The organism is Streptomyces sp. NPDC002328 (genome assembly GCF_042890065.1).
Lineage (GTDB): Bacteria > Actinomycetota > Actinomycetes > Streptomycetales > Streptomycetaceae > Streptomyces.
This window is the reverse complement of sequence record NZ_JBIARQ010000032.1, coordinates 1-20,844: the sequence shown is the minus strand read 5'-3', so window position 1 is coordinate 20,844 and position 20,844 is coordinate 1. Positions and strand designations below refer to the sequence as shown.

The 20,844-nt window shown below is 72.6% G+C and carries 23 protein-coding genes; 8 read left to right on the top strand and 15 right to left on the bottom strand.

Annotated features, from left to right (window positions below; all coding sequences use genetic code 11):
* Nucleotides 1–20: 20 nt before the first annotated feature.
* Nucleotides 21–953 carry a hypothetical protein gene (locus ACFYX4_RS38970; RefSeq protein WP_389344404.1) on the bottom strand — a complete coding sequence of 311 codons (933 nt, stop codon included), beginning with the start codon at nucleotides 951–953 and terminating at the stop codon, nucleotides 21–23.
* Between the two features lie 299 nt (nucleotides 954–1,252).
* Between ACFYX4_RS38970 and ACFYX4_RS38965 the strand changes: the two genes are divergently transcribed.
* Complete coding sequence (locus ACFYX4_RS38965; protein ID WP_389344330.1) at nucleotides 1,253–2,662, top strand: Tat pathway signal sequence domain protein; 1,410 nt, start codon at nucleotides 1,253–1,255, stop codon at nucleotides 2,660–2,662.
* Here ACFYX4_RS38965 and ACFYX4_RS38960 read toward each other — a convergent pair.
* From ACFYX4_RS38960 to ACFYX4_RS38950, 3 genes are all read right to left on the bottom strand, one after another.
* Complete coding sequence (locus ACFYX4_RS38960; RefSeq protein ID WP_389344328.1) at nucleotides 2,651–3,331, bottom strand: hypothetical protein; 681 nt, start codon at nucleotides 3,329–3,331, stop codon at nucleotides 2,651–2,653. The two genes, ACFYX4_RS38965 and ACFYX4_RS38960, sit on opposite strands and share 12 nt — an antisense overlap.
* A gap of 70 nt (nucleotides 3,332–3,401) precedes the next feature.
* Entirely contained in the window at nucleotides 3,402–3,818 is a 417-nt protein-coding gene (locus ACFYX4_RS38955) for a universal stress protein (protein WP_389344325.1), read from the bottom strand.
* A 1-nt stretch (nucleotide 3,819) separates the two neighbouring features.
* Nucleotides 3,820–5,319, bottom strand: a complete 1,500-nt coding sequence (locus tag ACFYX4_RS38950; protein ID WP_389344323.1) for an APC family permease — start codon at nucleotides 5,317–5,319, stop codon at nucleotides 3,820–3,822.
* 362 nt (nucleotides 5,320–5,681) lie between these two features.
* Between ACFYX4_RS38950 and ACFYX4_RS38945 the strand changes: the two genes are divergently transcribed.
* Complete coding sequence (locus tag ACFYX4_RS38945) at nucleotides 5,682–6,218, top strand: hypothetical protein (RefSeq protein WP_389344321.1); 537 nt, start codon at nucleotides 5,682–5,684, stop codon at nucleotides 6,216–6,218.
* Between the two features lie 18 nt (nucleotides 6,219–6,236).
* Here the strand turns inward: ACFYX4_RS38945 and ACFYX4_RS38940 are convergent, their stop codons facing one another.
* The gene (locus tag ACFYX4_RS38940; protein WP_389344319.1) at nucleotides 6,237–6,956 is read right to left on the bottom strand and encodes a cation transporter; all 720 of its coding nucleotides are present in this window, start codon (nucleotides 6,954–6,956) and stop codon (nucleotides 6,237–6,239) included.
* Nucleotides 6,956–7,291, bottom strand: a complete 336-nt coding sequence (locus ACFYX4_RS38935) for an ArsR/SmtB family transcription factor (RefSeq protein WP_389344317.1) — start codon at nucleotides 7,289–7,291, stop codon at nucleotides 6,956–6,958. Before ACFYX4_RS38935 ends, ACFYX4_RS38940 begins: the two co-directional genes overlap by 1 nt.
* 89 nt (nucleotides 7,292–7,380) lie before the next feature.
* Between ACFYX4_RS38935 and ACFYX4_RS38930 the strand changes: the two genes are divergently transcribed.
* The 3 genes from ACFYX4_RS38930 (at nucleotide 7,381) to ACFYX4_RS38920 (ending at nucleotide 10,555) form a co-directional block, all read left to right on the top strand.
* Nucleotides 7,381–8,154 carry a maleylpyruvate isomerase family mycothiol-dependent enzyme gene (locus ACFYX4_RS38930; protein WP_389344315.1) on the top strand — a complete coding sequence of 258 codons (774 nt, stop codon included), beginning with the start codon at nucleotides 7,381–7,383 and terminating at the stop codon, nucleotides 8,152–8,154.
* 105 nt (nucleotides 8,155–8,259) lie between these two features.
* Nucleotides 8,260–8,613 carry an STAS domain-containing protein gene (locus tag ACFYX4_RS38925; RefSeq protein ID WP_389344313.1) on the top strand — a complete coding sequence of 118 codons (354 nt, stop codon included), beginning with the start codon at nucleotides 8,260–8,262 and terminating at the stop codon, nucleotides 8,611–8,613.
* 64 nt (nucleotides 8,614–8,677) lie between these two features.
* Entirely contained in the window at nucleotides 8,678–10,555 is a 1,878-nt protein-coding gene (locus tag ACFYX4_RS38920) for a SpoIIE family protein phosphatase (RefSeq protein ID WP_389344311.1), read from the top strand.
* 33 nt (nucleotides 10,556–10,588) lie between these two features.
* Here the strand turns inward: ACFYX4_RS38920 and ACFYX4_RS38915 are convergent, their stop codons facing one another.
* From ACFYX4_RS38915 to ACFYX4_RS38900, 4 genes are all read right to left on the bottom strand, one after another.
* Entirely contained in the window at nucleotides 10,589–11,245 is a 657-nt protein-coding gene (locus ACFYX4_RS38915; RefSeq protein WP_389344309.1) for a class I SAM-dependent methyltransferase, read from the bottom strand.
* A 12-nt stretch (nucleotides 11,246–11,257) separates the two neighbouring features.
* The gene (locus ACFYX4_RS38910) at nucleotides 11,258–12,322 is read right to left on the bottom strand and encodes a cation diffusion facilitator family transporter (RefSeq protein ID WP_389344307.1); all 1,065 of its coding nucleotides are present in this window, start codon (nucleotides 12,320–12,322) and stop codon (nucleotides 11,258–11,260) included.
* Between the two features lie 126 nt (nucleotides 12,323–12,448).
* A complete protein-coding gene (locus tag ACFYX4_RS38905; RefSeq protein WP_389344305.1) occupies nucleotides 12,449–13,111 on the bottom strand; it encodes a response regulator in 663 nt (220 codons plus the stop codon).
* Nucleotides 13,112–13,254: 143 nt separating this feature from the next.
* Nucleotides 13,255–15,132 carry a sensor histidine kinase gene (locus ACFYX4_RS38900; protein ID WP_389344303.1) on the bottom strand — a complete coding sequence of 626 codons (1,878 nt, stop codon included), beginning with the start codon at nucleotides 15,130–15,132 and terminating at the stop codon, nucleotides 13,255–13,257.
* A gap of 294 nt (nucleotides 15,133–15,426) precedes the next feature.
* Here ACFYX4_RS38900 and ACFYX4_RS38895 point away from each other — a divergent pair, with 294 nt between their 5' ends.
* Nucleotides 15,427–15,966, top strand: coding sequence for a hypothetical protein (locus ACFYX4_RS38895; protein WP_389344402.1), 540 nt, complete (start codon nucleotides 15,427–15,429; stop codon nucleotides 15,964–15,966).
* 24 nt (nucleotides 15,967–15,990) lie between these two features.
* Here the strand turns inward: ACFYX4_RS38895 and ACFYX4_RS38890 are convergent, their stop codons facing one another.
* The 5 genes from ACFYX4_RS38890 to ACFYX4_RS38870 all read right to left on the bottom strand — a co-directional run bounded on the left by ACFYX4_RS38890 (nucleotide 15,991) and on the right by ACFYX4_RS38870 (nucleotide 19,372).
* Complete coding sequence (locus tag ACFYX4_RS38890; RefSeq protein WP_389344301.1) at nucleotides 15,991–16,149, bottom strand: hypothetical protein; 159 nt, start codon at nucleotides 16,147–16,149, stop codon at nucleotides 15,991–15,993.
* A 6-nt stretch (nucleotides 16,150–16,155) separates the two neighbouring features.
* Nucleotides 16,156–16,428 (bottom strand): hypothetical protein, encoded by a 273-nt coding sequence (locus tag ACFYX4_RS38885; protein WP_389344299.1) that lies wholly within the window; start codon nucleotides 16,426–16,428, stop codon nucleotides 16,156–16,158.
* A gap of 306 nt (nucleotides 16,429–16,734) precedes the next feature.
* Entirely contained in the window at nucleotides 16,735–16,986 is a 252-nt protein-coding gene (locus ACFYX4_RS38880; RefSeq protein ID WP_389344297.1) for a hypothetical protein, read from the bottom strand.
* A 7-nt stretch (nucleotides 16,987–16,993) separates the two neighbouring features.
* Nucleotides 16,994–18,460, bottom strand: coding sequence for an RICIN domain-containing protein (locus ACFYX4_RS38875; protein WP_389344295.1), 1,467 nt, complete (start codon nucleotides 18,458–18,460; stop codon nucleotides 16,994–16,996).
* Nucleotides 18,461–18,793: 333 nt separating this feature from the next.
* On the bottom strand, nucleotides 18,794–19,372 hold the full coding sequence (locus ACFYX4_RS38870) for a TetR/AcrR family transcriptional regulator (RefSeq protein WP_389344293.1): 579 nt from the start codon (nucleotides 19,370–19,372) through the stop codon (nucleotides 18,794–18,796).
* A 91-nt stretch (nucleotides 19,373–19,463) separates the two neighbouring features.
* Here ACFYX4_RS38870 and ACFYX4_RS38865 point away from each other — a divergent pair, with 91 nt between their 5' ends.
* A complete protein-coding gene (locus ACFYX4_RS38865; RefSeq protein WP_389344291.1) occupies nucleotides 19,464–19,910 on the top strand; it encodes an anthrone oxygenase family protein in 447 nt (148 codons plus the stop codon).
* Between the two features lie 151 nt (nucleotides 19,911–20,061).
* Entirely contained in the window at nucleotides 20,062–20,754 is a 693-nt protein-coding gene (locus ACFYX4_RS38860; protein ID WP_389344289.1) for an ABC transporter ATP-binding protein, read from the top strand.
* Nucleotides 20,755–20,844 lie beyond the last annotated feature (90 nt).

Here is a 20,844-nt window from a genome sequence, read left to right as displayed (position 1 = left end):
GCATGCGAGGCCCTCCAGGCTCACCGAGGGGACAGCCGGTCGACCTCCTCGGCGGCCTCCCGCGCCTCCCGCTCGGCCTGTCCGAGCGCCTCCGCGGCCTCCTGGCTCCCCTCTTCGGCCTCCGCGAGCTCCTGGGCGGCCCGCCGCAGCTCCTCGCGCGTCTGCCGCAGGTGCTCCTCGGCAGCGGACACCCGCCGCCGCGCCTCGTCATGGCGGTCGCGCGCCCGGTCCAGCGCAGTGTCGGCGTCGGCTCGGCTCGTGCGCCGGTCGCTCAGCAGCCGTTCGGCGGACCGGGCCGCCTTCTTGGCCCGGGCGAGCAGCCGCTGCTTCTCCCGACGGCGCTCGGCCAGCTCGTCCTTCAGGCGCGCCCGCTCGGCGGCCGACGCGGCCGACGCAGGCGACGCGTCCGACTCGACCGACTCGTCCGACGCAGCCGTCGGCCGGGCCGGCGCGGGCCGCGCGCCGACGGCGGAGGCGGTCGCGCCCGGGGCGAACTCCGACGGCGGGGTGAGGGCGCTCTCCAGCCGACCGCCGGCCCACCGGTCGGCGGCCTCCGGGTCGGCGAGCACGGCGTGCAGGGTCGACTCGACCCCCCGCTGCACCCCGCCCGACAGCCGCTCCCCCGCCTCCAGGGCCAGCAGCGCCGCCTGCCGGGTCAGCTCGGAGACGACCCGGCGGCGCTGCACCGACAGCTCCTTGATCCCTACGGCGTCCAGGGCGCCGTACGCCTCCCGCAACGCCCGCCCAAGCTCCAGGAACTGCCGGCTCTCCTCGGGCCGGGAGCGCAGCAGCAGGTTCGCCGTCCAGGCGGCCAGCGAGGGACGGCGGGCGGCCCTGATACGGCGGGCGTCCTCGGCGCGGCCGTCCGACTTGGCCGCAAGGGCGAGTTCCGCGCGGCGCGAGACGAAGCGGGGCGGCGGCGTGACGTAGAGCGCGTCGAGCACGGACTCCACGTCGCCGCCCGCGCCCTCGCCCTCACCGCCGCCCCCGCCGTCGTTCTCGCCCTCGCCGTCGCCCTCGTCTCGCACGAGGTCCAGGCTCCACCGGGCCGGGCCGTCACGCACATCGAGGCCGCCCACGCGACGCGCCGGTGCCACCCGACCTCCCTCCTCCCCCGACGCCCCCGGAATCCTCACCACCCCGCCCAACCAGCCCGCCTGTCACAGACGTTGACCCGCCCCCCGGACCCCAGCACAATGAGCGCGCGCCCTTGAGAGCGCTCTCAAACCCATCCCCGTCTTCGAGGAGCCCCATGACCGGCAGCCCCCGTCCGGCGCTCAGCCACCGTCCGGCGTTCAGCCGCCGCGCGCTCATCGGGTCCGGACTCGCCGTCGGAGCCGCGGCCCTGACCGCGTCCGGTTCCGGTGCGGCCACGGCTGTGGAACGTCCCGCCGCGGCCCGGGGTTCCGCGCGGCGGCGGGCGCACTCCTTCCTCGCCGCCGCCATGGACGCCTACCCCGACCACGGAACCGTCCGGCTGGCCCAGAGCTACACCGACCAGGCGGGCCTGTTCAGCACCGCGTTCACCTACGACAACGCGCTGACGATCCTGGCCGCCCTGGCCTCCGGCACCGCGGACGGCCGGTCACGAGCCGTGGCGCTCGGCGACGCGCTCCGCTACGCCCAGGCCCACGACCCGGTGTACGACGACGGCCGGCTGCGGCAGGCGTACAACGTCGGCCCGTACACCTTCTACGACGGTTCGCCGCAGCCGGACGGGTTCGTGCGGGCGGACGGCACGGCCAACGTGGGAACGCAGTTCGGCTTCACGGGCACCGCCGTGGGCGACATGGCCTGGGCGGGCATCGCGCTCGCCGCGCTCGCCCGCCGCACCGGCGAGCGCCGGTTCCTCGACGCGGCCGTGCGGATCGGCGAGTGGATCGAGCGGGTGGGCCGCACCGACGAACCTCTCGGCGGCTACAAGTTCGGCGTCAACGGGGCCGACGAGAAGCTGCCGTTCACGTCGACCGAGCACAACACCGACCTGGTCGGCCTGTTCGGGCAGCTCGCCCGGCTCACCGGGGACCGGGTGTGGCGCGAACGGCGGGCGCGGGCCCGCGCGTTCGTGGAGAAGATGTGGGAGCCGTCCGGCGGCTTCTTCTACACCGGCACCAACGACGGCGTGACGGTCAACAAGTCGCCGATCCCCGAGGACACCCAGACCTGGACCCATCTCGCCCTCGCCTCCCGCGCCCACGCCCGCTCGCTGGACTGGGCCGCGTCCCGACTGGCCGTGCTGGACACGGCGGACCGGCGCAACAGCACGGTCCCCGCGGGCCAGTCCTACGCGGGCGTCACCTTCAGCTCCGCCAGTCTCGTGGCGAACGAGGACGCCCCGATCGCCCCCGGGCAGCCCAAACCCGACCGCAACGGCGTGTGGTTCGAGGGGACGGCGCATCTGGCGCTGGCCCTGCGGATCCGGTGCGCGCGCGGTGACGAGACCCGCGCGCGGCGGCTGCTCGCCTCCGTCGAGCGGGCCCAGGACCTGCTGGGAGGCGGTCAGACCCTCGGGGGCGGGGCGGTCGCCGAGGGCTCCGGCGTCGTGTCGGCGAGCAGCCCGCTCGACACAGGTTTCGGCTTCGGCTACTACCCCTACCGGCACGCGGGCGCCACCGCCTGGTACCTGCTGGCGGCGGCCCGCGCCAACCCGCTAGCGGTGTGAGCCGGCGGCGTCGGCGCGGGTCACGAAGTCGGTGATACGGGCCCACATCTCGGGTGCGTTGGAGTACATCGGGAAGTGGGCGCTGCGGCTGATCCCGTCGAGTTCGACGCCGGCCTCGGCCAGGGCCGGGAGGTAGGACAGGGAGCCGTTCTGCTCGCCGTACACGAACATCCTGGGCGTGGGGAGGCCGAGGAAGCGGTCGAGCAGCTTGCCGTGGTCGGAGAGGTCGACCATGGACTCGAAGATCGCCCTGACCGCCCCGGCCCTGACCTTGTGGGGGAGGCCGGAGGCGTACAGGCCGCTGCCGAAGTACGGGGAGCCGCCCACGCGTTGGGCGAACCGGGCCAGGAACTCGTCGGGGTCGTCGTGGGCGTGGGTGAGGATCTGGCGGCTGAGGAAGCAGTCCTCGGGGGCGACGTTGCCCTCGATGTCGGTGAAGCTCGCGATCCTCGCGGGGTCGCGGTCGGCGAGCAGGAGCGCAGTGAAAGTACCGCGCCGCCGGCTTCCCGTCGCGGCGCACTGGGCGCGGTCGGTGACCTCGCAGATCGCCATGGTCGAGTGCGGCCTCGGCGTCACCGTCGTCCCCGCCGCCGCGGCGTCCGTCGCCCGCCCGGCGGTCACCTTCCGCCCGCTGCGCCACGGGACGGCGACGATCGAGCTCACGGCCATGACGCGCTCCCGCCCCGACCCCCTGGTCGACCTCCTGACGACCCTGGCCACCCGCTTGAGCAGGGCCGACTCACTCGTCCATCGGCACGCACAGCACCGGGACGGGTGACAGGTGGAGCAGTTTGTGGGGGGTCGAGCCGAGCAGCGCCCCGCGCACGGGGCTCTCCCCCCAGCTGCCCACGACGATGACGCGCGCCCCGTGCCGCCGGGCCGCGTCGAGCAGGGCCTGCGCCGGTTTCTCGTCGATGACCTCGACGGTCGTCGTCACGCCGGCCTCGTCGGCGGCCCGTACGGCGTGGTCGAGCGCCGCCCGTCCGGTCTCCCGCAGAGCCTCGTGATGGGTCCGGTACTCCTCGCCGGGGCCGCCCGGCGCCGCCGCGCCGTAGACCAGCACCAGGTGCTCGTCGAAGGCGGCCGACACCTCGATCGCGACCCGCAGCGCGCGGACCGCGCCCGGGGACTCGTCGTATCCGAGGACCACCGACATCTCAGGACTCCTTGCCGTGCACGAGGTCGGGATCGGCCACGCCGGGCCGCTCGGCCCAGAAGGCGGGCGCCATCAGCCGCCAGACGACCATGAGGACCACGCCCGTGAGGGTGATGCCGACGCCGATGACGAGGGGCGGGCCGAGCCCGAACCAGGAGACGCCGCTGTAGGAGTTCGCGGGGTCGGACATGTCCCCCACCGACTCCACGAGCAGCCAGCTCAGCAGCGCCGCGCCGATCAGCGGGCCGAGGCCGATGAACAGGAAGTGGTGGACGCTCTCCGTGAGATGCCGGCGGTAGTAGACGACGCAGGCGACGCCGGTGAGCGCGTAGTAGAACGCGATCAGCAGGGACAGCGCGGTGAGCGAGTCGAAGAGGGCGTTGGCGCTGATCCGGTTGACGACGACGTACCAGACGATGGCGATGCCGGCGACCCACCAGGTGCTGACGTCGGGGGTGCGGAAGCGGGGGTTGATGCGGGCGAAGTGGTGGGGCAGGGCGTGCCGGCGGGCCATGGACAGGGCGGTGCGCGAGGCGGGGATGATCGTCGTCTGGGTGGAGGCGAGGGCGGAGGTGGAGACGGCGAGCAGGACGACCCAGTCCCAGCCGCCCATGGCCTCGCCGGCGAGGAGGGCGAAGAGGAACTCCTCCTCGGCGGCGTTCTCGGCGAGGAAGGTGGTGCCGGCGTAGGCCACTACGGCGAAGGCGACCGCCACATAGGTGACCAGCAGGATGACCGTCGACCAGACGGCGGCCTTCCCGGGAGCGGTCTCGGAGTGCTCGACCTCCTCCGTCAGGTTGACCGCCGACTCCCAGCCCCAGTAGATGAACACGCCCAGCAGCAGCGCGGCGGTCAGGGACGCGCCTCCCGCTCCGAAGGGGTTGAGCCAGCCGATCGAGGGGGTGACGGAGCCGAGGGTGCCGGTGTCGGCGTACACGCGGTAGAGGGCCACGACGGCGAAGGCCAGCAGACAGGCGACCTGCGCGAGGATGAGGGCGTTCTGCACCTTGGCCGACACCTCGGTGCCGATGACGCAGACGGCCGTCATCACGATGATGAGCAGCACGGCGAGCAGTTGGCGTACGAAGGCGTGGTCGGCCCAGCTGTCGAGGCCGAAGGCGAGCAGGGCGAAGGTGACGGCGACGTCCGCGAGCGAGCCGACCACCAGGACGCCGGTCATCGCGATGGCCCAGCCGCCGAGCCAGCCGGCCCACGGCCCCATGGCGCGGGTGACCCAGGAGAAGGTGGTGCCGCAGTCCTGGTCGACGCGGTTGAGGTAGTAGAACGCCGACGCGATCAGCAGCATCGGCACGAAGGACGCCACCATCACGCCGGGCGCGTAGATGCCGACGAGGACCACGACCGGGCCGATGACGGCGGCGATCGAGTACGCGGGTGAGGTGGCGTTGAGACCGATGACGAGGGCGTCGACGAACCCGATCGCGTCGGCCTTCAACCCCTCCGGTGGACGCTCGTCCGCGTCCGCGATGCCGTTGGCCATGGCTCCCTCGCTTCGCTCGTGCCTGACCTCATACAACAGCGGCGGCCGGGCCTTTCCCCGCGGAGTCCGCCGTCGGCTGCCACATGTCACCCGGTAGGGGGGCGGTGCCCGGTAGGGTCGGCGTCCGGTCGGGGCGGCCTCCGGTCGGGGCGGCCTCCGGTCGGGGCGGCCTCCGGTCGGGGCGGCGTCCGCGTGCGGCCCTCGCGATCCGGTCCGTGAGCGAATACCGGCCGCCGAGGCTCGACTTCTCACCACCATGGGGTCCTTCATCGGCATTCGCCCGCACTTCGCCCGATCGGCGGTCTACGGTACGGACGAGCCGCACCGTCCGCTGCGGCCGTACGACGACGAGGAGGAGTCCCGTGTCCTCGCCCTGCGATCCCGAGCACGCTCCCGCCGGCGATGTGAGCGCGGCGCTCATGATGATCGACTCCCGGCTCAAGGCCATCTACGACGGCAGGACCGGGACCGATCCCGAACAGCAGCAGATGGTCGAGCAGTTCGCCGCGACCCTGGGGCCCGACGGAGTCGACGCGCTGCTCGACGGCACGTGCACGCTCATCTACATGTTCATGCAGTGGCTGGCGACGGTGTGCGAGGACCACGATGAGGAGGTCATCGAGTATGTGCTGCCCACCCATGTGGCCACGATGCGCATGATGCCGAAGACCTTCCGCCCCGAGGTCATCCCCACCATGGCCGGCCTGGTCATCGCCGCCGGCACCGGCCTGAGCCCCAGCCTGTGGCGCGCGCAGTACGGCGAGTGGACCGACGCCGAGACGAACGCCCTGGAAGCCACGGCGGTCCTGCTCGCCGAACGCATCAACCGCATCGCCGACGACCACGACTTCGCCACCCGTATGATCACCGACGTCCTGACCAGGTCGGGGCAGGGCTGACGAGCCGCGGCGGCCGGCTCAGCCGCAGCAGTCGCAGCCGGGGCGGCAGCCGCAGGCGTCCGGCTCCTGCCGCCGAGCGGGGCCCGCGGCGGCCGGCGCGGCGCAGCAGCCCTCGCCCCGCCAGGCGTCGCGGCCCTCCTTCACGGCGATGGCGGCGATGACGAGGGCGGCGATGGGGTCGGCCCAGGACCAGCCAAGGGTGGCGTTGAGGACGAGGCCGGCCAGGAGCACGGCCGACAGGTACGTGCACAGCAGGGTCTGCCGGGAGTCGGCGACCGCGGAAGCGGAGCCGAGCTCGCGCCCCGCCTTGCGCTGGGCGGCCGACAGGAACGGCATGACCGCGAGCGACAGCGCGGCGATGACGATGCCCGGCAGGGACGGCTCGGCTTCCCCGGTGCCGGCCAGGGCGCGGACCGCGTCGACCGTGACGTACGCGGCGAGCGAGAAGAAGGAGACGGCGATGACGCGCAGCGCGGTCTTCTCGCGGGCCTCGCGGGCGGTGTGGTCGGGGGCGGAGAACTGCCAGGCGACCGCGGCGGCGGAGGACACCTCGATGACGGAGTCGAGGCCGAAGCCGATCAGGGCGGTGGAGGAGGCGAGGGCGCCGGCGGTGACCGCGACGACCGCCTCGACGACGTTGTAGGCGATGGTCGCGGCGACCAGCAGGCGTATGCGCCGGGTGAGCGCGTCACGGCGGGCCGGGGAGAGCCCGAGGGCGACCGGCGTCCCGGCGGCCATCAGCAGCAGCCCTTCTCGTCGGCGTCCGGGCAGCTGCGGTCGGTCTCGACGGCGACCACGGCGGTGCGCAGGTCGTCCAACGCGTGGCCCAGGCGCTCGTCGGCGAGTTCGTAGCGGGTGCGGCGGCCGTCGGGGACGGTGACGACCAGGCCGCAGTCGCGCAGACACGCCAGGTGGTTCGACAGCCGGGTGCGCGAGATGCCCAGGGCGTCGGCGAGGCCGGACGGGTAGGCGGGGGCGTCGCGCAGGGCGAGCAGGATGCGGCAGCGGATGGGATCGGCGAGCGCGCGGCCGAACCGGGCCAGCACCTCGACGTCGGATGCGACGGTGAGCATGCCACGAAAGTACACGCGATCCTGAATTCAGGAAACCATGAAATATGGACGGAGGGGTTGCTGTCAGTGCCGGGTGGTAAGAAGCGGGGATGACCCAGACCCCCGCTTTCGAAGAGCTGCTCACCCTGGTCCAGGACCGCTCCGACGCCCTGCGCGGCAGCGTCGCGGGCTTCCCCGATCTGGAGGTCCGCGTCCCCAGCTGCCCCGACTGGTCGCTGCGCGACCTCGTCGTGCACCTGACCGAGGTGCACAGGTTCTGGGCGGCGTCGGTCACGGCCGGCCCCAGCGAGAAGCCGCCGACCGTGGCACCGGCCGCGGTATCGGGCGAGGTATCGGGCGATGACACGTCGTCGGCCGATCTTCTGGCCCGTTCGACCGCGGCGACCCACGAACTGATCACCGCCCTGCGAGCGGCAGGCCCCGCGGTGGGCTGCTGGACCTGGTGGGCCGGCAGCGACACCCCGATGACGAGCGGCGCCGTGGCCCGCCACCAGGTCCAGGAGGCCGCCGTCCACGCCTTCGACGCCCAGCTGGCCACCGGAACTCCCCGCCCCCTTCCGGCGGTTGTCGCACTCGACGGCATCTCCGAGTTCATCGGCGTCAGCCACGGCACCGCCGGTCCCTGGCCGCACGAGCGGGCGCGGATCGGCCTGCACGCCGCCGAGGGCCAGTCATGGCTGCTCGACCTGACGGCATCGGGCTCACGCATCGTCGACGGCCAGGGCGAGACGACCGCCGACCTGCACGGAACGGCGAGCGATCTGCTGCTCACCCTGCACGGCCGCCTGCCACTGGACAGCCTTCGCAGCGAGGGCGACCGCGCCACCCTGGAGAACTTCCTGCGCCGGCCCGACCTGGACTGACGCGCTCCCCCCGGGCCGGGCGCGGCCCCTGGCCGGATCCAGCTGAGGGGCGATGCGACCGCCCGGTGCGATGATGAGGGGATTCCACAGTGAGGAGGAACCTCCATGGTTCCGCTGCCTGGCGTTCGACGCTCCGAGGATCGCGGAGGGTGGGCGGTGGTCATCCTCACCGGCGAGTTGGACCGGGCGTCGGCCCCGGCTCTGCGCGAAGCAGTGGACGCGCTCGTCGTCGAGGGTCTGGCACGGATCGTGCTGGACCTGGAGCAGGTGTCGTTCATGGACTCGTCCGGCCTGAGCGTGCTGGTGTACGCGATGCGGCAGGCCGGAGAGATCGGCGGGACGCTGCGGCTGGCGGCCCCGGGCCGGCAGGTGCGCCGGCTGCTGGAGCTGACGGGCCTGGACACGGCCGTCGAAGTGTTCCCGGGCGTCCCGGCCGCGTGCCAGGCCCCGACGCCGTGACGGCCGGCCAGGGAGGCTCGTCGGGATGACTGCGGGAGCGGGCAGAATACGTCGGGTGGAGAGCGTGCCGGGAAGACATGACGCCACGGACGTCGGCGAAAACGAGGCGCTCATGTCCGCGCTGTTCGCCGCGGTGGACGTCGGCGTGTACGCCGTGGACGACGAGGGCAAGGTGATCGCCTGCAACCCGTGGGCCGAACATCTGCTGGGCTACGAGCCGGGCGCCCTGATCGGCGTCGACGCCCATCGCACCCTGTACCGGCCGGCCCCGGGGGCCGACGTGCCCGCGCAGGGTCCGATCCTCAAGGACGTCCTGCTCGGCCGGCGGAACAGCGGCGACCGCGGCGTGCTGATGCGCGCGGACGGCACGCCGTTGCAGGTGTGGTGGACCGTGGCCCCGCTGCCCGCGGCGGCCGGGCGGGACGAGGGCGCGGTGGTCCTGTTCCACGACGCGACGGCCGCGCGGGAGCGGGAGGGCCGGCGCGCCGCGCGGTACGCGCACAGCGAGACCATGCGTGAGCAGGCCGAATACGATCTGGCGGAGACCACCTGGCTCGGCGAGCTGACACTGGCCATGACCAGCACCCTGGACGCCGACGAAGCACTGCACCGGCTGGTGCGCCAGCTGGTGCCCCGCCTCGCGGACTCGGCCCTGATCGACCTGGCCGAGGGTCACCGCCATCGCCGCGCGGCCGGCGCCCACCACTCCACCGACGCTTCCCCGCACGGGGAGGCGCAGCCGCCACGCGGGGGGACTCTGCCGTCGCACGAGGGGACTCTGCCGTCGCACGGGGAGAGCGTGCCGTCGCTCGGCGAGGCTCGCCCACCGCACGGTGATCCGCTGTCCCCGCCCGGTGAGCCGCTGTCCCCGCACGGTGACCCACTTCCCCCGCACGGTGACCGACAGCCCCCGTCCGGTGAGCCGCTGCCGCCCCACCCCGACCACCGCACGGCCGTCGCCCGCGTCGTGCGCGGAGGCGGCACCCAGCATCTGACGGACCTGACGCCCGCATCCCGCGAACCGGAAGCGGGCCCGTCGACGGCGGCGCAGGTCCAGGAAGCCCTCGTCATTCCGCTGCGGCTGCGCGCCACCACCTTCGGGGCGCTGACCCTTACCCGCGCGCCGGCCGGCCCGCCGTTCAACGAGGCCGACCGCGCCCTGGCGGAGGAGGTGGCCCGCCGGATCAGCCTGGGTCTTGACAACACCCGCCTGCACGCCGCCCAGGCCGACATCGCCACCGCCCTCCAGCGCGCCCTGCTCACCGACCTGCCCGAGGTCGACGGCATCGAGCTGGCCGCCCACTACCAGCCGGCCCAGCACACGGCGGAAGTCGGCGGCGACTGGTACGACGCCTTCCTCCTCGACGACGGCGACCTCGCCGTCGTCATCGGGGACGTCACCGGACACGACATCCAGGCCGCCTCCCGCATGAGCGAACTGCGCAACATGCTCCGCGCCCTGACCGTCGACCGCCCCGAGGAGACGCCCGGCCAGATCCTGCGCCGCCTGGACACCGCCCAGGCCCGCCTGACCCTCGCCGACTCCGCCACCGCCGTCCTCACCCGGCTGCGCCGGACCGCCGGCGGCGCCTGGCAGGCGTCCTGGTCCGTCGCGGGCCACCCGCCGCCCCTGCTGATCACCGCCGACGGCGCCACGACCTACCTCACCGGAGCGCACTCCATGCTCCTGGGGCTGCGCCCCACCGCCGAACGCCCCACCACCCACACCCGGCTGCCCGAGGGCGCCACGCTGCTGCTCTACACCGACGGCCTCGTCGAGTCCCGCACCCGCTCCCTCGACGACGGCATGACCCGGCTGCGCCAACACGCCGCCACCCACCACCACCTGCCGCTCCCCCAGCTGTGCGCCAAGCTCGCCGAAGACCTCGGCGACACCCGCGACGACATCACCCTCATCGCCGCCCGCACTCCGGCCGGCTGAAAGAACACCGGGCCACGGCCTCGACCGGCGTGCTCAGACCCGTGCGATCAGGGCGTAACGTTCGTCGGTCACCGGTCCGCCCCACAAGACGGCGTCGGCGCTGAGCCGTTCGATACGCAGGCCGCCGACGAGCGGACGCACCGCGTCGGCCAGGTCCGCGGCGGTGACGCCGAGGTGCCAGGGCAGGGCGTCGGCGCCGGCGACGTAGGGCGTTCCGCTCTGCCCGGCCTCGCGCCAGCGGCCCTCGACGAGGACGAGGAGGCCGCCGGGGCGGACGCGGCCGGTCCACTCACGCAGGGCGGCGTGCGGGTCGGGCAGGGTCCACACCAGGTGGCGGCAGAGCAGGACGTCGAACTTCTCGTCGCCGGTGGGCGGCAGGGCGGCGTCGCCGACGAGGAACCGGCCCCGGAGGCCGGAGGCGGCCACCTTGGACCGGGCCCGCTGGATCATCCGCGGTGACAGGTCCACCCCGGTCACCCGGTGCCCGGCCGCGGCGATCAGCTCGGCGAGCGACCCGGTGCCGCAGCCCACGTCGAGCACGTCGGCCGGAGCGGACGGCAGCCAGGCGGTCAGCAGGCTCGCCCAGGCGGCGCGGGTGTCCGCGGCCCTCAGGCCGTGGTCCGGCTCGTCGTCGAAGTCGGGTGCGGCGGCGTCCCAGTAGGCGGTGATGGCGGCAGCGGGGGTCGTCATCCGGGGATCCTTTCAGTCCCCACTGACAACGCCCCGTGGCCGATCGCCGTGGTGGGCCAGGACCGCGTGCGGGTCCTGGCCGACATCGGCGGCAGGGTCGGTGTGGACGGTCGCGGCCGTCAGCCGCGGGACGGCGTGGATGAGGGCGTGCTCCGCGGCGACGGCCAACTCGTGGGCGCGCACGACGTTCAGGCGCGCGTCGACGACGATGTCGGCCTCGGCGCGCAGGGCGTGCCCGATCCACCGCAGCCGCACCTGCCCCACGTCCAGCACCCCTTCCACGCCGCGCAGCGTCCGCTCCGCGGTGTCCACCAGGGCGGGGTCGACGGAGTCCATCAGCCGCCGGTAGACCTCGCGGGCGGCGTCCTTGAGGACCAGCAGGATCGCCGCGGTGATCAGCAGGCCGACGATCGGATCGGCCTGCCGCACGCCGAGCGCTGCGCCGCCCGCGCCCAGCAGCACGGCGAGGGAGGTGAAGCCGTCGGTGCGGGCATGCAGTCCGTCCGCGACGAGCGCGGCGGAACCGATCTTCCGGCCCGTGCGAATGCGGTAGCGCGCGACCCACTCGTTGCCGACGCATCCCGTCAGCGCTGCCGCCGAGACGGCCCAAAGGTGGGTGATGTCACGGGGGTTGAGCAGCCGCTCCACGGCGATCCAGGCGGCGACCGCCGCGGACGCCGCGATGGTCACGACGATGAGGACGCCGGCCAGGTCCTCGGCGCGGCCGTAACCGTAGGTGTAGCGGCGGTTCGCCGCCCTGCGCCCGAGCATGAACGCGATACCGAGCGGGACGGCGGTCAGCGCGTCGGCGGCGTTGTGGACGGTGTCGCCGAGCAGCGCCACCGACCCCGACAGAGCGACGATCACCGCCTGGACGACGGCGGTGGCCCCCAGGACGGCGAGGGAGATCCACAGCGTGCGCATGCCCTCCCGGGAGGTCTCCATCACCGCGTCGACCTTGTCGGCGGCCTCGTGGCGGTGCGGGCGCGCCAGATGGGCGAGCCGATGCCGCAGCCGGGCCGCCCGCGACCCCTCGTGGTGCCGATCGTGTGCATGAGTGTGCCGATTCCCCTCCATGCGCCTCACCGTGACACACGGAACCGATTGCGGCTACAGCCGTCATACACCCACTGACCAGGTGCGACACCCTCGCAACAGCTCACCCTGAGCGCATCCGGTCGCCGCTCCGGAGGAGGCCGTCGGTCAGGTCCCCTCGGGTTGCAGGCCGGCGTCGCGGGCGAGCAGGGCGGCCTGGACCCGGTTGTCGCACCCGAGCTTCGTCAGGATTCGGCTGACATAGGTCTTCACGGTGGCCTCGCTCATGTGCAGCCGCCTGCCCGTGTCCGCGTTGGACAGGCCCTCTCCGAGCAGGGCGAGCACATCGCGCTCGCGTGCGGTCAGCCCGCCGATGCGGTGTCTGGCCTTCTCCGCGCGGGCGGTGGCCCCGGGGGCGGAGAGGGCGTCCGCCACGTGCCGGGCGGCGGCCGGAGAGAGATAGGCGTTCCCGGCCGCCGCCGCCCGCACGGCGTGGATCAGTTCGTCGGGCGCGGAGTCCTTCAGCAGGAAGCCCGCGCTGCCGTGGCCGAGCGCGCGCAGCACGTTGTCGCGCTCGCCGAACGTGGTGAGGATCAGCACCCGTACGCCCGGCGCGGCGCGGCCCAGTTCGGCCAGGGCCGTCAGCCCGTCCATCACCGGCATCTGGATGTCCAGCAGGGCGACGTCGACGGCGGTGCGCCGGGCGCTCTCCACCGCCTCACGGCCGTCGCCCGCCTCGGCGACCACGTCGATGTCGGGGGCGGACGTGAGGATCATCCTGATCCCGGCCCGGATGAGCGGCTCGTCGTCGGCGACGAGGACCCGGATCACACGGCCTCCTGCGCGGTGTCGGTCGGTCAGCTGATGACCGGTCAGCTGATGGCATGGCCAGGCCATCATGCCCTGATCCGGTCCGACACGTCGCACTCAGGGTGCGCCGGGGCGCACACCGGGTCATCACCCGGTCCGGCAGGTCAACTCCCCTCCTTGAAGGTCTGCTTGTCGACCAGGGCTCCGTCGCGGAAGCAGAACCGGAAGACGGTCGTGACGTCGTCGGGGTCGTCGGACATGAAGTGGCGGCAGGTCGCGCCCGCGGGCGTCGGCGGCCCCTGGGCCTCCAGGCCCTCGGTCAGCACCGACTCACCTTCGGGCAGCTTCCCCCGCAGGGCGGCCTCGGTGTCGCCGACCTTCGCCGACTCGTACAGGCTCGGCGAGATCAACGCCTTCTTCGTCTCGTCCATGAGGGCGACCACCCCCCACACTCCGAGGGCGATCACGCTCACGACGAGGACGACGGCGGTTACGCCGCAGCCGAGGGCGACGTTCTTCTTTCTGCTCATGATGGCGGCGAACTCCCCTTGTGGATCAGCCTGGTTGATGACCGCTCCACTGTCGTCCGCCGCGCCCGCCCCCCACTGCCCCACAAAGTCGTCGCCGTGACCGACGGAAGTCGCGCCGTCCGGGCCGGGTCGCGGCTCGACCTCGGCCCCACCGCCCCTCACGTCGTAGGGGAGCATCCCCGCGACACGGAACCCGCCGTCGGCACCGGGGCCGGTGTGCACCATGCCGCCGACGAGCCGGGCCCGCTCGCGCAGGCCGCTGAGTCCCTGGCCGCCGCTGATCGCCGCCGGCGCGTCCGGCGCCCCGGCCGGCACGGGCCCGTTGGCGACCTCCACCACCAGGCTGTCCGGCTCGTAGCGCAGGGCCAGGGTGATCGGGGCGCCGGGGGCGTGCTTGTGCGCGTTGGTCAGGCCCTCCTGGGCTATGCGGTACGCCGCGTGGTCGGCGGCGGGCGCCAGCGGCCGGACCGCGCCCGAACGGCGCAGTAACACGGTTGCGCCGGCGGCCCGGGAGGCCTTCACCAGGCCGTCGATGGACGCGATCGTGCGGGAGCCCTGACATGCCGCGTCGCTGTCGGCGCCGGTGACGGAATCGGTGCCGGTGATGGTGCTGGTAGCGGTGGCTGCGCCCGGCATCCGCCGTGCCTTCGTCCCGAAGTCCTCGGCGCGCTCGGCGTGTTCGGTGCGCTCGGCCGGCCGGCCCCGGTCCTCCCGGTCCTCGTGCAGGATGCCCACGGCCTCCCGCAGCTCCCCCATCGCGGTGACGGCCGCCTCCCGCAGGATCGCGACTCCCTCCCGCTGGCGTTCGGTCAGGTCCGGATCGACTTGGAGGGCTCCCACGTGCACGGTGATCAGGGCGAGTTGGTGTCCGAGGCTGTCGTGCATGTCCTGGGCCACGCGGGCTCGCTCCATCAGACGTGCCTGACGTGCCACCATCGCCTGCTCACGGACGAGTTGGCTGTTGTGCCGCTGCAACACGTCCAGCAGTTGCCTGCGTTGACTCCGGTAGCGCGCGATCATCCCCGGCACGATCGCCTGGACGAAGAACGCCCCGGCGACCAGCGCCCCCGCTAAGGGCAGCGACAGGGTGGTTTCCGCGGCGATCTCGTGGCGGAGGGAGAGCGTGGCGTGCAGCACGAACGCGGCGACGAAAGCACCGGCCAGGCACCAGGGTTTCATGATGCGGCTGCCCGCCGACCAGCTCACGTAGATCAGCAGCAGTGCCGCGGCCAGTAACTCCCCTGCCACGGCGGCGGAGAGGACCAGGACCGTCGCCGGCAGCGCGCGCCGGGCCAGCGACAGCACGGCGACGCCCGCGACGACAGCGCAGGTGCGTAAGCCGAACCCGGCCACCCCGCCGTCGTACAGCCCCGCGAGGCCCGCGAGAACCGACGTGAGCACGATCTCCCCGGCGACGCGTCGGCGGCTCCAGGACACCTCGGCGAAGAGCCGGGACCAGAGCTGCCGTGCGGTGCGAGCGGTGCGTGCGGTGTTTGCCTCATCCACTTCCACGGGCCGACGATAGGCAGCTCCCGCGACTGCCCGCGTCATGCCTGGGTCGTACCGGCGAACGACGAAAGTCGACTTCCACCGCGTCGGCGCAGTCGCCGTTGGTCGCTGCGGGCCGCGACTTCCGAGAGCTGATCCGGACCGCCGCCGCGGGCGACGATGATCCGGCATCGCAGGGACAGCGCCGGACAGTGCACCGACTGGGCCGTGCGGGAGACGAAGAGCGGGAGACCTCACGTGAACGACACACAGCTCCAGGGGCAGGCGCGGTTCACCGTCCGGCAGAAGACGGCCCTGATGACCAACCAGTACGTGGTGTCGGCGGTCGCTCCGGACGGCTCCGAGGGCGAGGTCGTCGCCTTCGCCCAGCAGAAGATGATGACGCTCAAGGAGCAAGTGACCATCTACACCGACGAGTCGAGGACCAGCGTCCTGTGCACGTTCGAGGCCCGCGAGATCAACGACATCGGCGCCGTCTACGACGTGCGGGACAGCGAGGGCGACACCATCGGCTCCTTCCGGGAGAAGCCGATCGCCTCCCTGGTGCGCTCGACGTGGGCCATGGAGCAGCCGGGCACGCCGGAACTCACCGGCCGTGAGCGCAACTTCGTGGTGGCCGTACTGCGCCGCGTCTGGGAGTTCCTGCCGTACCTCGACCTGGTGCCGTTCGTGTGGCCGTACCACTTCGACTTCCGCGAAGGCGGGAAGCGGACGATGACGTTCGACAAGAAGTTCGGGCTGCGGGACCGGTACGTGCTCGACCTCGCGTCCCCCGGCATCGACCGCCGTCTCGCCATCGCCCAGGCCGTGGCGCTCGACGCTCTCCAGGAGCGCTGACGGCGAACCTGCGGCCTCCTGGGCTCAGGCCAGGAAGCTGCGGTAGGAGCCGTCGCGGATCCTGCCCTTCTGCTGCTGGCTGAAGTGCCAGTCGGGGTAGTTGTTGAACGAGCCCGACATCGGTGTGCCGTCGGTGCTCGTGGAGTCGGGCAGGCCGAGGGCGTGGCCCAGCTCGTGCACCATGCCGCCTTACCAGCGGTTCATCGCGCCGTTGACGCCGGCGGCGCCGTCGGCGTCGTGCCCGCTGTGGATCACCCAGCCGCAGCCTCCGCCGCCGGAGACACCCGCCTTCTCGGCGCTGATCTCGCCGACGCACAGCCATCGCGTATCCGGGGACCTGAGACCGAACCTGGCCATCAGCTCCTGCTGCATGTTGAAGACCACCCACCAGTACGCATCGCCGCCGTTCGGGGTGTTCTCGTACCAGGCCCGCCCGCGGTTGCCCTGGACCGCTTCCACCACCGGGTTGCTTACATCCGTGCGACGTAGGCGACATCAAGCCGCGGCGGCGAGGACAGCCAGGCGGGGAACGCGGTCGAGGACCGCGACCCGGACGCCTTCGGCGAGCGGTGCCGCGACTCTTCCCGGATGAAGCGATCGATGTCGCACCGGACCGCATCACCGAGCACCACTCCCGAAGCTGACCCCGTCCCGGTCCTCGCGGCCTTCGTGACCAAGTCCCGCAGGCCGGCGGCAAGTTGATCTCCGAGCCCTCTTGCGCCGGAGCAAGCCCTTGCCGCACAGACAGATCGGATCTACCGTTTAGCCTCAAATGAACCGTTTGGCCTCGGTGTGGCGCGCACCTTGGAGTCCCGGGGGCTCGTCCGGCGCATCGAGCATCCCTCGGACGGCCGCCGGGTCCTGCTCGGCCTCACCGACGCGGGTGAGGCGCTGATGCAGCGCCTGTTCCCCGAGTTCAACGCCGAAGAGGCCTTCGTCGCCTCCCCGTTGAGCAGTGCGGAGTGCCTGGCCACCGCGGACGCGCTGCGGAAGATCGTCGTCCAGGTCGAGATTCTTCATGAGCCTTCTAGACCGGCTCGACCAGCCACCTCTGGTCCGACTCCCCGTTCCGGGGGCTGGGCACCAGGACGCTGCCGCCCTCGGGTGACGCGGGGGCGACCGCGAGGTTCCCCTCGTCGCGGGTCAGGAGCTCCCCCTTGGGACTCAGCTCGAAGCGGAGCCCGAACGACAGGTCGCCCGAGGACCCGCAGAACTCCAGATCCAGCACCTCGTCATCGCCTCCGGCGTCGAGGCACAGGTCCTGTCGGGCGAAGTTGCGCAGCATGCCGTTCTCGAGGTGGGTCCATCGCTGCGTGCCGGCGGTCGAGCAGGTGGACAGGGTGACCTCCGCGCCGCGCCTGGGCGGCGTTCCGCGGACGTCCATGCACAGGTCGGCTGCCGCGTTGCGCAGCCTGCCGCTGCCCGGGGGAACGGGGAGAGCTGTCGACCCGGCGGGGGCGGAGGACGGCGGGGCGGACGGCGCGGGTGGCTGCGTCCCAGGAGAGGGCGCGGCGTCGTCGGACGAAGGTCCGCCCGTCAAGACGACCGCTGCCGCGACCACGGCCGCACTGACGGCGATCCCGGCGACGGCGAAGACCTTCCCACCGCTGCGGCGGGCGCCATGGCTTCTTCTCCTCGCCGAGCCCTGTGGCGTCTGAGGGTCGTCCGTGTCAGGGGCGTCGGCTCCAGCGGTGGCCGTGGCGACGGATGCCGTCCGCGCGGGGCGTTCACGGCACGCGGCCAGATACGGGTGAGCGCCCTCGCCGAGGAGCGCCTCCGCCAGCAGGACGCCCGGCTCGGCGGCGCAGAGCCTGAGCTGTTCTGCGGCGTCCCGGCAGTACGGGCAGCGGTCGAGATGCAGTTGCACCTCGGGCAGGGTGGAACCGGCACGGTGCGAGGGCGCGTCGAGGAGGCGGCTGTAGTCGCGGCACTCCCTGCCGGCCGATCCCTCGACATGCGTGCGCAGGAGGGCTGTTCGCAGTTGCTCGCGCGCCCGTTCCCACTCGACGAACGGGATGTCCCCTTCGACGCCGAGCAGGGCCGCGGGGACGGCCGACGGTTCGGCTTCCACTTCCATGTGCCACAGCACGTACTGCGTGGTCCTCGGCAGCCGCAGGAAGGCGGCGCGGCCCAGACGCCGGTTCTCGGCGACCGGATGCGGTGGCGGCGCGTCGCCGTCGGCGGTCCCGGCCGCCCGGCCGTACGCCGGCCCCGAGTCGACGCCGTCCCGCGGGCGCGGATACGCGGCGTCCCGCACGGCGACGAGCAGACGCGGGCGCAGGGCGCCGGTGGAGCCGGCCTTGTGCAGGGCCTGCACCACTTGACGGAACGCCGCGGCGGCGAGCGCTCGCGCCGGTGCGGGTGAACCGGGGGCACAGATCTCCGCGAAGTCGGAGACCGACGGCCCGTGCCGTGCGATCAGCGCCGCGACGGGAGTCGTGCCCTCGATGGTCCGGGACATCCTCAGCGCGGCGACGAGGGCGTCGTCGGACATCCCCGGAGCGGTCTCGGGGTCGGGTCCGGGAACGGGGCTTGTGGGAAGCGGGTGAGCGAAGGACACAGGGGCTTCCCTTCTGCCAGGGCGCACCGGGCAGCCTCGACCCGGGCCGATGCCGTACAGCGGCAGCGCGGACCTGGCCGTGGCGGTGCGGAGAGGCGGCGTCGGGGTGGGGGCCGCCAGGGTGATGTCGCGCGAGGACCTCTGGGGTGGCCGACAACGCGATGGCCCGTGCGCCGACGGTTCGATTGCAGAGCGTTTTAATCGTGAACCACCCTGTCACACAGGCCAGACGCGCAACAAGAGGCATCGAGAGGAAAGAAGTGGGTGTCAGAGCATCGCGAGCCGGTCCACCAGCAGTTCCGTCCTCCGGTCGGCCTCCCCCGGGGGGAGCCGGCCCGCTCGGGTCAGGGTTGCCAGGCCGTGCAGGGACGCCCAGAAGAGCTCGGTGAACAGCGCCGGGTGGACGTCGTCGCCGGCGACCTCGGTGAGGGTCTCCAGCAGGGCGGCGAAGCCGTCCTTCAGCGGCTCCGGGGTGTCGTCCCGCGCGAACGCCAGGCCGCCGTCCAGTTGGAACATGGCGTCGTAGACCGCCGGGTTGCCCTCGGCGAAGTCGAGGTAGGCGCGGGCGAGGGCGGTGACCCGGGCACGTGGGCCGTCCGCGGCGGAGGTCGCGGCCCGTAGCGCGACGGCCATCTCGGCGGCGCCCTGGAGTGCGACGGCGCCGATGATCTCGCGTTTGCCGCGGAAGTGGCTGTAGAGGACGGGCTGGCTGTACTCGATGCGCTCGGCGAGCCGGCGGGTGGTGACCGCGTCCCAGCCCTGCTGCTCGGCGAGTTCGCGGGCCGTCGCCACGATGAGGCGTTCGCGGACCGCCCGTTCGCGTTCCTTGCGTTGCTGGACCGACATGATTCGACCCTAGCACTGCTAGACAAGCGAGCAGTAGAAGAACTAGCGTCGCCTTACCAGCTAGCAACGCTAGATTCAGGGAGAGGTCATCATGCTCAACGCACTCGAGGTCTTCACCACCGTGGTCGTCGGCGTGATGGTGGGAGTGGAGTTCTGCGTCGCCGTCTTCGTCAGCGCGATCCTCGCCGGCCTCCCCGGCGAGGACGGCCTGCGCGGCCGTACTCACGGCGCCCGGTTACTCGGCGCCGTGATGCCGTTCTGGTACATCGGCTCGCTCGTCCTCGTCGCGGTCTGGGCCGTCGCCGGACGGCACCACGACGGCGCCGGCCTCGTCGTCACCGCCGCCGCGCTGCTGATCCTCAGCGTGGTCATGTCGATCCTGCTGCTCGTCCCGATCAACAACCGGGTCAAGACGTGGACCGCCGACAGCCTGCCGGCCGACTGGAAGCAACAGACGAAGCGCTGGGATCGCTTCCACTACGTCCGCGTCGCCGTCATCATCGCCGCCTTCGCCCTGCTGGCCGCCGCCCTCGCCTGAGTCGACGGACCGCGACCGCGCGAGAGCAAGAGTGCAGCGGGCAACCGGGCAACCGAGCTATCGACTCCCGCTCGTCCGAACGGCTTTGCCGGGTGTTCGGCCGGGTGAGATACTGGCGCGCTGCGGAATCAGCGGAGCATACGGGGGCGTGATGAGCCAGGCGGTGACCGCGGCCATGCTGCGGGTGGCGGACGTGCACAAGTCGTACGGTCGGGGCGCCGGCGCCGTCCATGCCCTGCGCGGCGTCTCCTTCGAGGTCCCCCGGGGTGAACTCGTCGCCCTCAAGGGACGTTCGGGCTCGGGCAAGACCACTCTGCTCAACATCGTCGGCGGCCTGGACGAACCGGACAGCGGACACGTCACCATCGACGGGCTGGACCTTCGGGACCAGGGTGAGGACGCACTCCTCGCGCTGCGCCGGGAGCGCATCGGCTTCGTCTTCCAGTCGTTCGGGCTCATCCCCATCCTCACGGCCGCCGAGAACGTGGGCGTACCCCTGCGGTTGCGCAGGGCGGACCCGCGCGAGCGGCAAGAGCGAGTCGAGCTGCTGTTGTCGCTCGTGGGTCTCGCGGACCATGCCGCCCAGCGCCCCGGCGAGTTGTCGGGCGGGCAGCGCCAACGCGTCGCCATCGCCCGCGCCTTGGCCAACAGCCCCTCGATCCTCATCGCCGACGAACCGACCGGCCAACTGGACGCGGAGACAGGGCACTCGGTGATGGAACTGCTGCGCGCGGTCGTCCGCAGCGAACAGATCACGGCTCTCGTGGCCACCCATGACACGACGCTTCTCGATCTCGCCGACCGGGTGCTGGAGTTGAGCGACGGCGAGATCACCGAGTCCTAGTAGGGCTTGGTCAGGTTCGTAGTGGTGTGGGTATGTCGCGATGGCAGGTGGGGCAGGCGCCGGTCCAGACGGCGAGGAGTGTCTGTAGTT

Bases quoted from the DNA above. Each gene is read 5' to 3' on its own strand.
- ACFYX4_RS38965 (WP_389344330.1), top strand. From the start codon at position 1,253: ATGACCGGCAGCCCCCGTCCGGCGCTCAGCCACCGTCCGGCGTTCAGC.
- ACFYX4_RS38960 (WP_389344328.1), bottom strand. From the start codon at position 3,331: ATGGCCGTGAGCTCGATCGTCGCCGTCCCGTGGCGCAGCGGGCGGAAG.
- ACFYX4_RS38955 (WP_389344325.1), bottom strand. From the start codon at position 3,818: ATGTCGGTGGTCCTCGGATACGACGAGTCCCCGGGCGCGGTCCGCGCG.
- ACFYX4_RS38950 (WP_389344323.1), bottom strand. From the start codon at position 5,319: ATGGCCAACGGCATCGCGGACGCGGACGAGCGTCCACCGGAGGGGTTG.
- ACFYX4_RS38940 (WP_389344319.1), bottom strand. From the start codon at position 6,956: ATGGCCGCCGGGACGCCGGTCGCCCTCGGGCTCTCCCCGGCCCGCCGT.
- ACFYX4_RS38935 (WP_389344317.1), bottom strand. From the start codon at position 7,291: ATGCTCACCGTCGCATCCGACGTCGAGGTGCTGGCCCGGTTCGGCCGC.
- ACFYX4_RS38930 (WP_389344315.1), top strand. From the start codon at position 7,381: ATGACCCAGACCCCCGCTTTCGAAGAGCTGCTCACCCTGGTCCAGGAC.
- ACFYX4_RS38925 (WP_389344313.1), top strand. From the start codon at position 8,260: ATGGTTCCGCTGCCTGGCGTTCGACGCTCCGAGGATCGCGGAGGGTGG.
- ACFYX4_RS38915 (WP_389344309.1), bottom strand. From the start codon at position 11,245: ATGACGACCCCCGCTGCCGCCATCACCGCCTACTGGGACGCCGCCGCA.
- ACFYX4_RS38910 (WP_389344307.1), bottom strand. From the start codon at position 12,322: ATGGAGGGGAATCGGCACACTCATGCACACGATCGGCACCACGAGGGG.
- ACFYX4_RS38895 (WP_389344402.1), top strand. From the start codon at position 15,427: ATGACCAACCAGTACGTGGTGTCGGCGGTCGCTCCGGACGGCTCCGAG.
- ACFYX4_RS38890 (WP_389344301.1), bottom strand. From the start codon at position 16,149: ATGGTGCACGAGCTGGGCCACGCCCTCGGCCTGCCCGACTCCACGAGC.
- ACFYX4_RS38880 (WP_389344297.1), bottom strand. From the start codon at position 16,986: ATGAAGAATCTCGACCTGGACGACGATCTTCCGCAGCGCGTCCGCGGT.
- ACFYX4_RS38875 (WP_389344295.1), bottom strand. From the start codon at position 18,460: ATGTCCGACGACGCCCTCGTCGCCGCGCTGAGGATGTCCCGGACCATC.
- ACFYX4_RS38870 (WP_389344293.1), bottom strand. From the start codon at position 19,372: ATGTCGGTCCAGCAACGCAAGGAACGCGAACGGGCGGTCCGCGAACGC.
- ACFYX4_RS38865 (WP_389344291.1), top strand. From the start codon at position 19,464: ATGCTCAACGCACTCGAGGTCTTCACCACCGTGGTCGTCGGCGTGATG.
- ACFYX4_RS38860 (WP_389344289.1), top strand. From the start codon at position 20,062: ATGAGCCAGGCGGTGACCGCGGCCATGCTGCGGGTGGCGGACGTGCAC.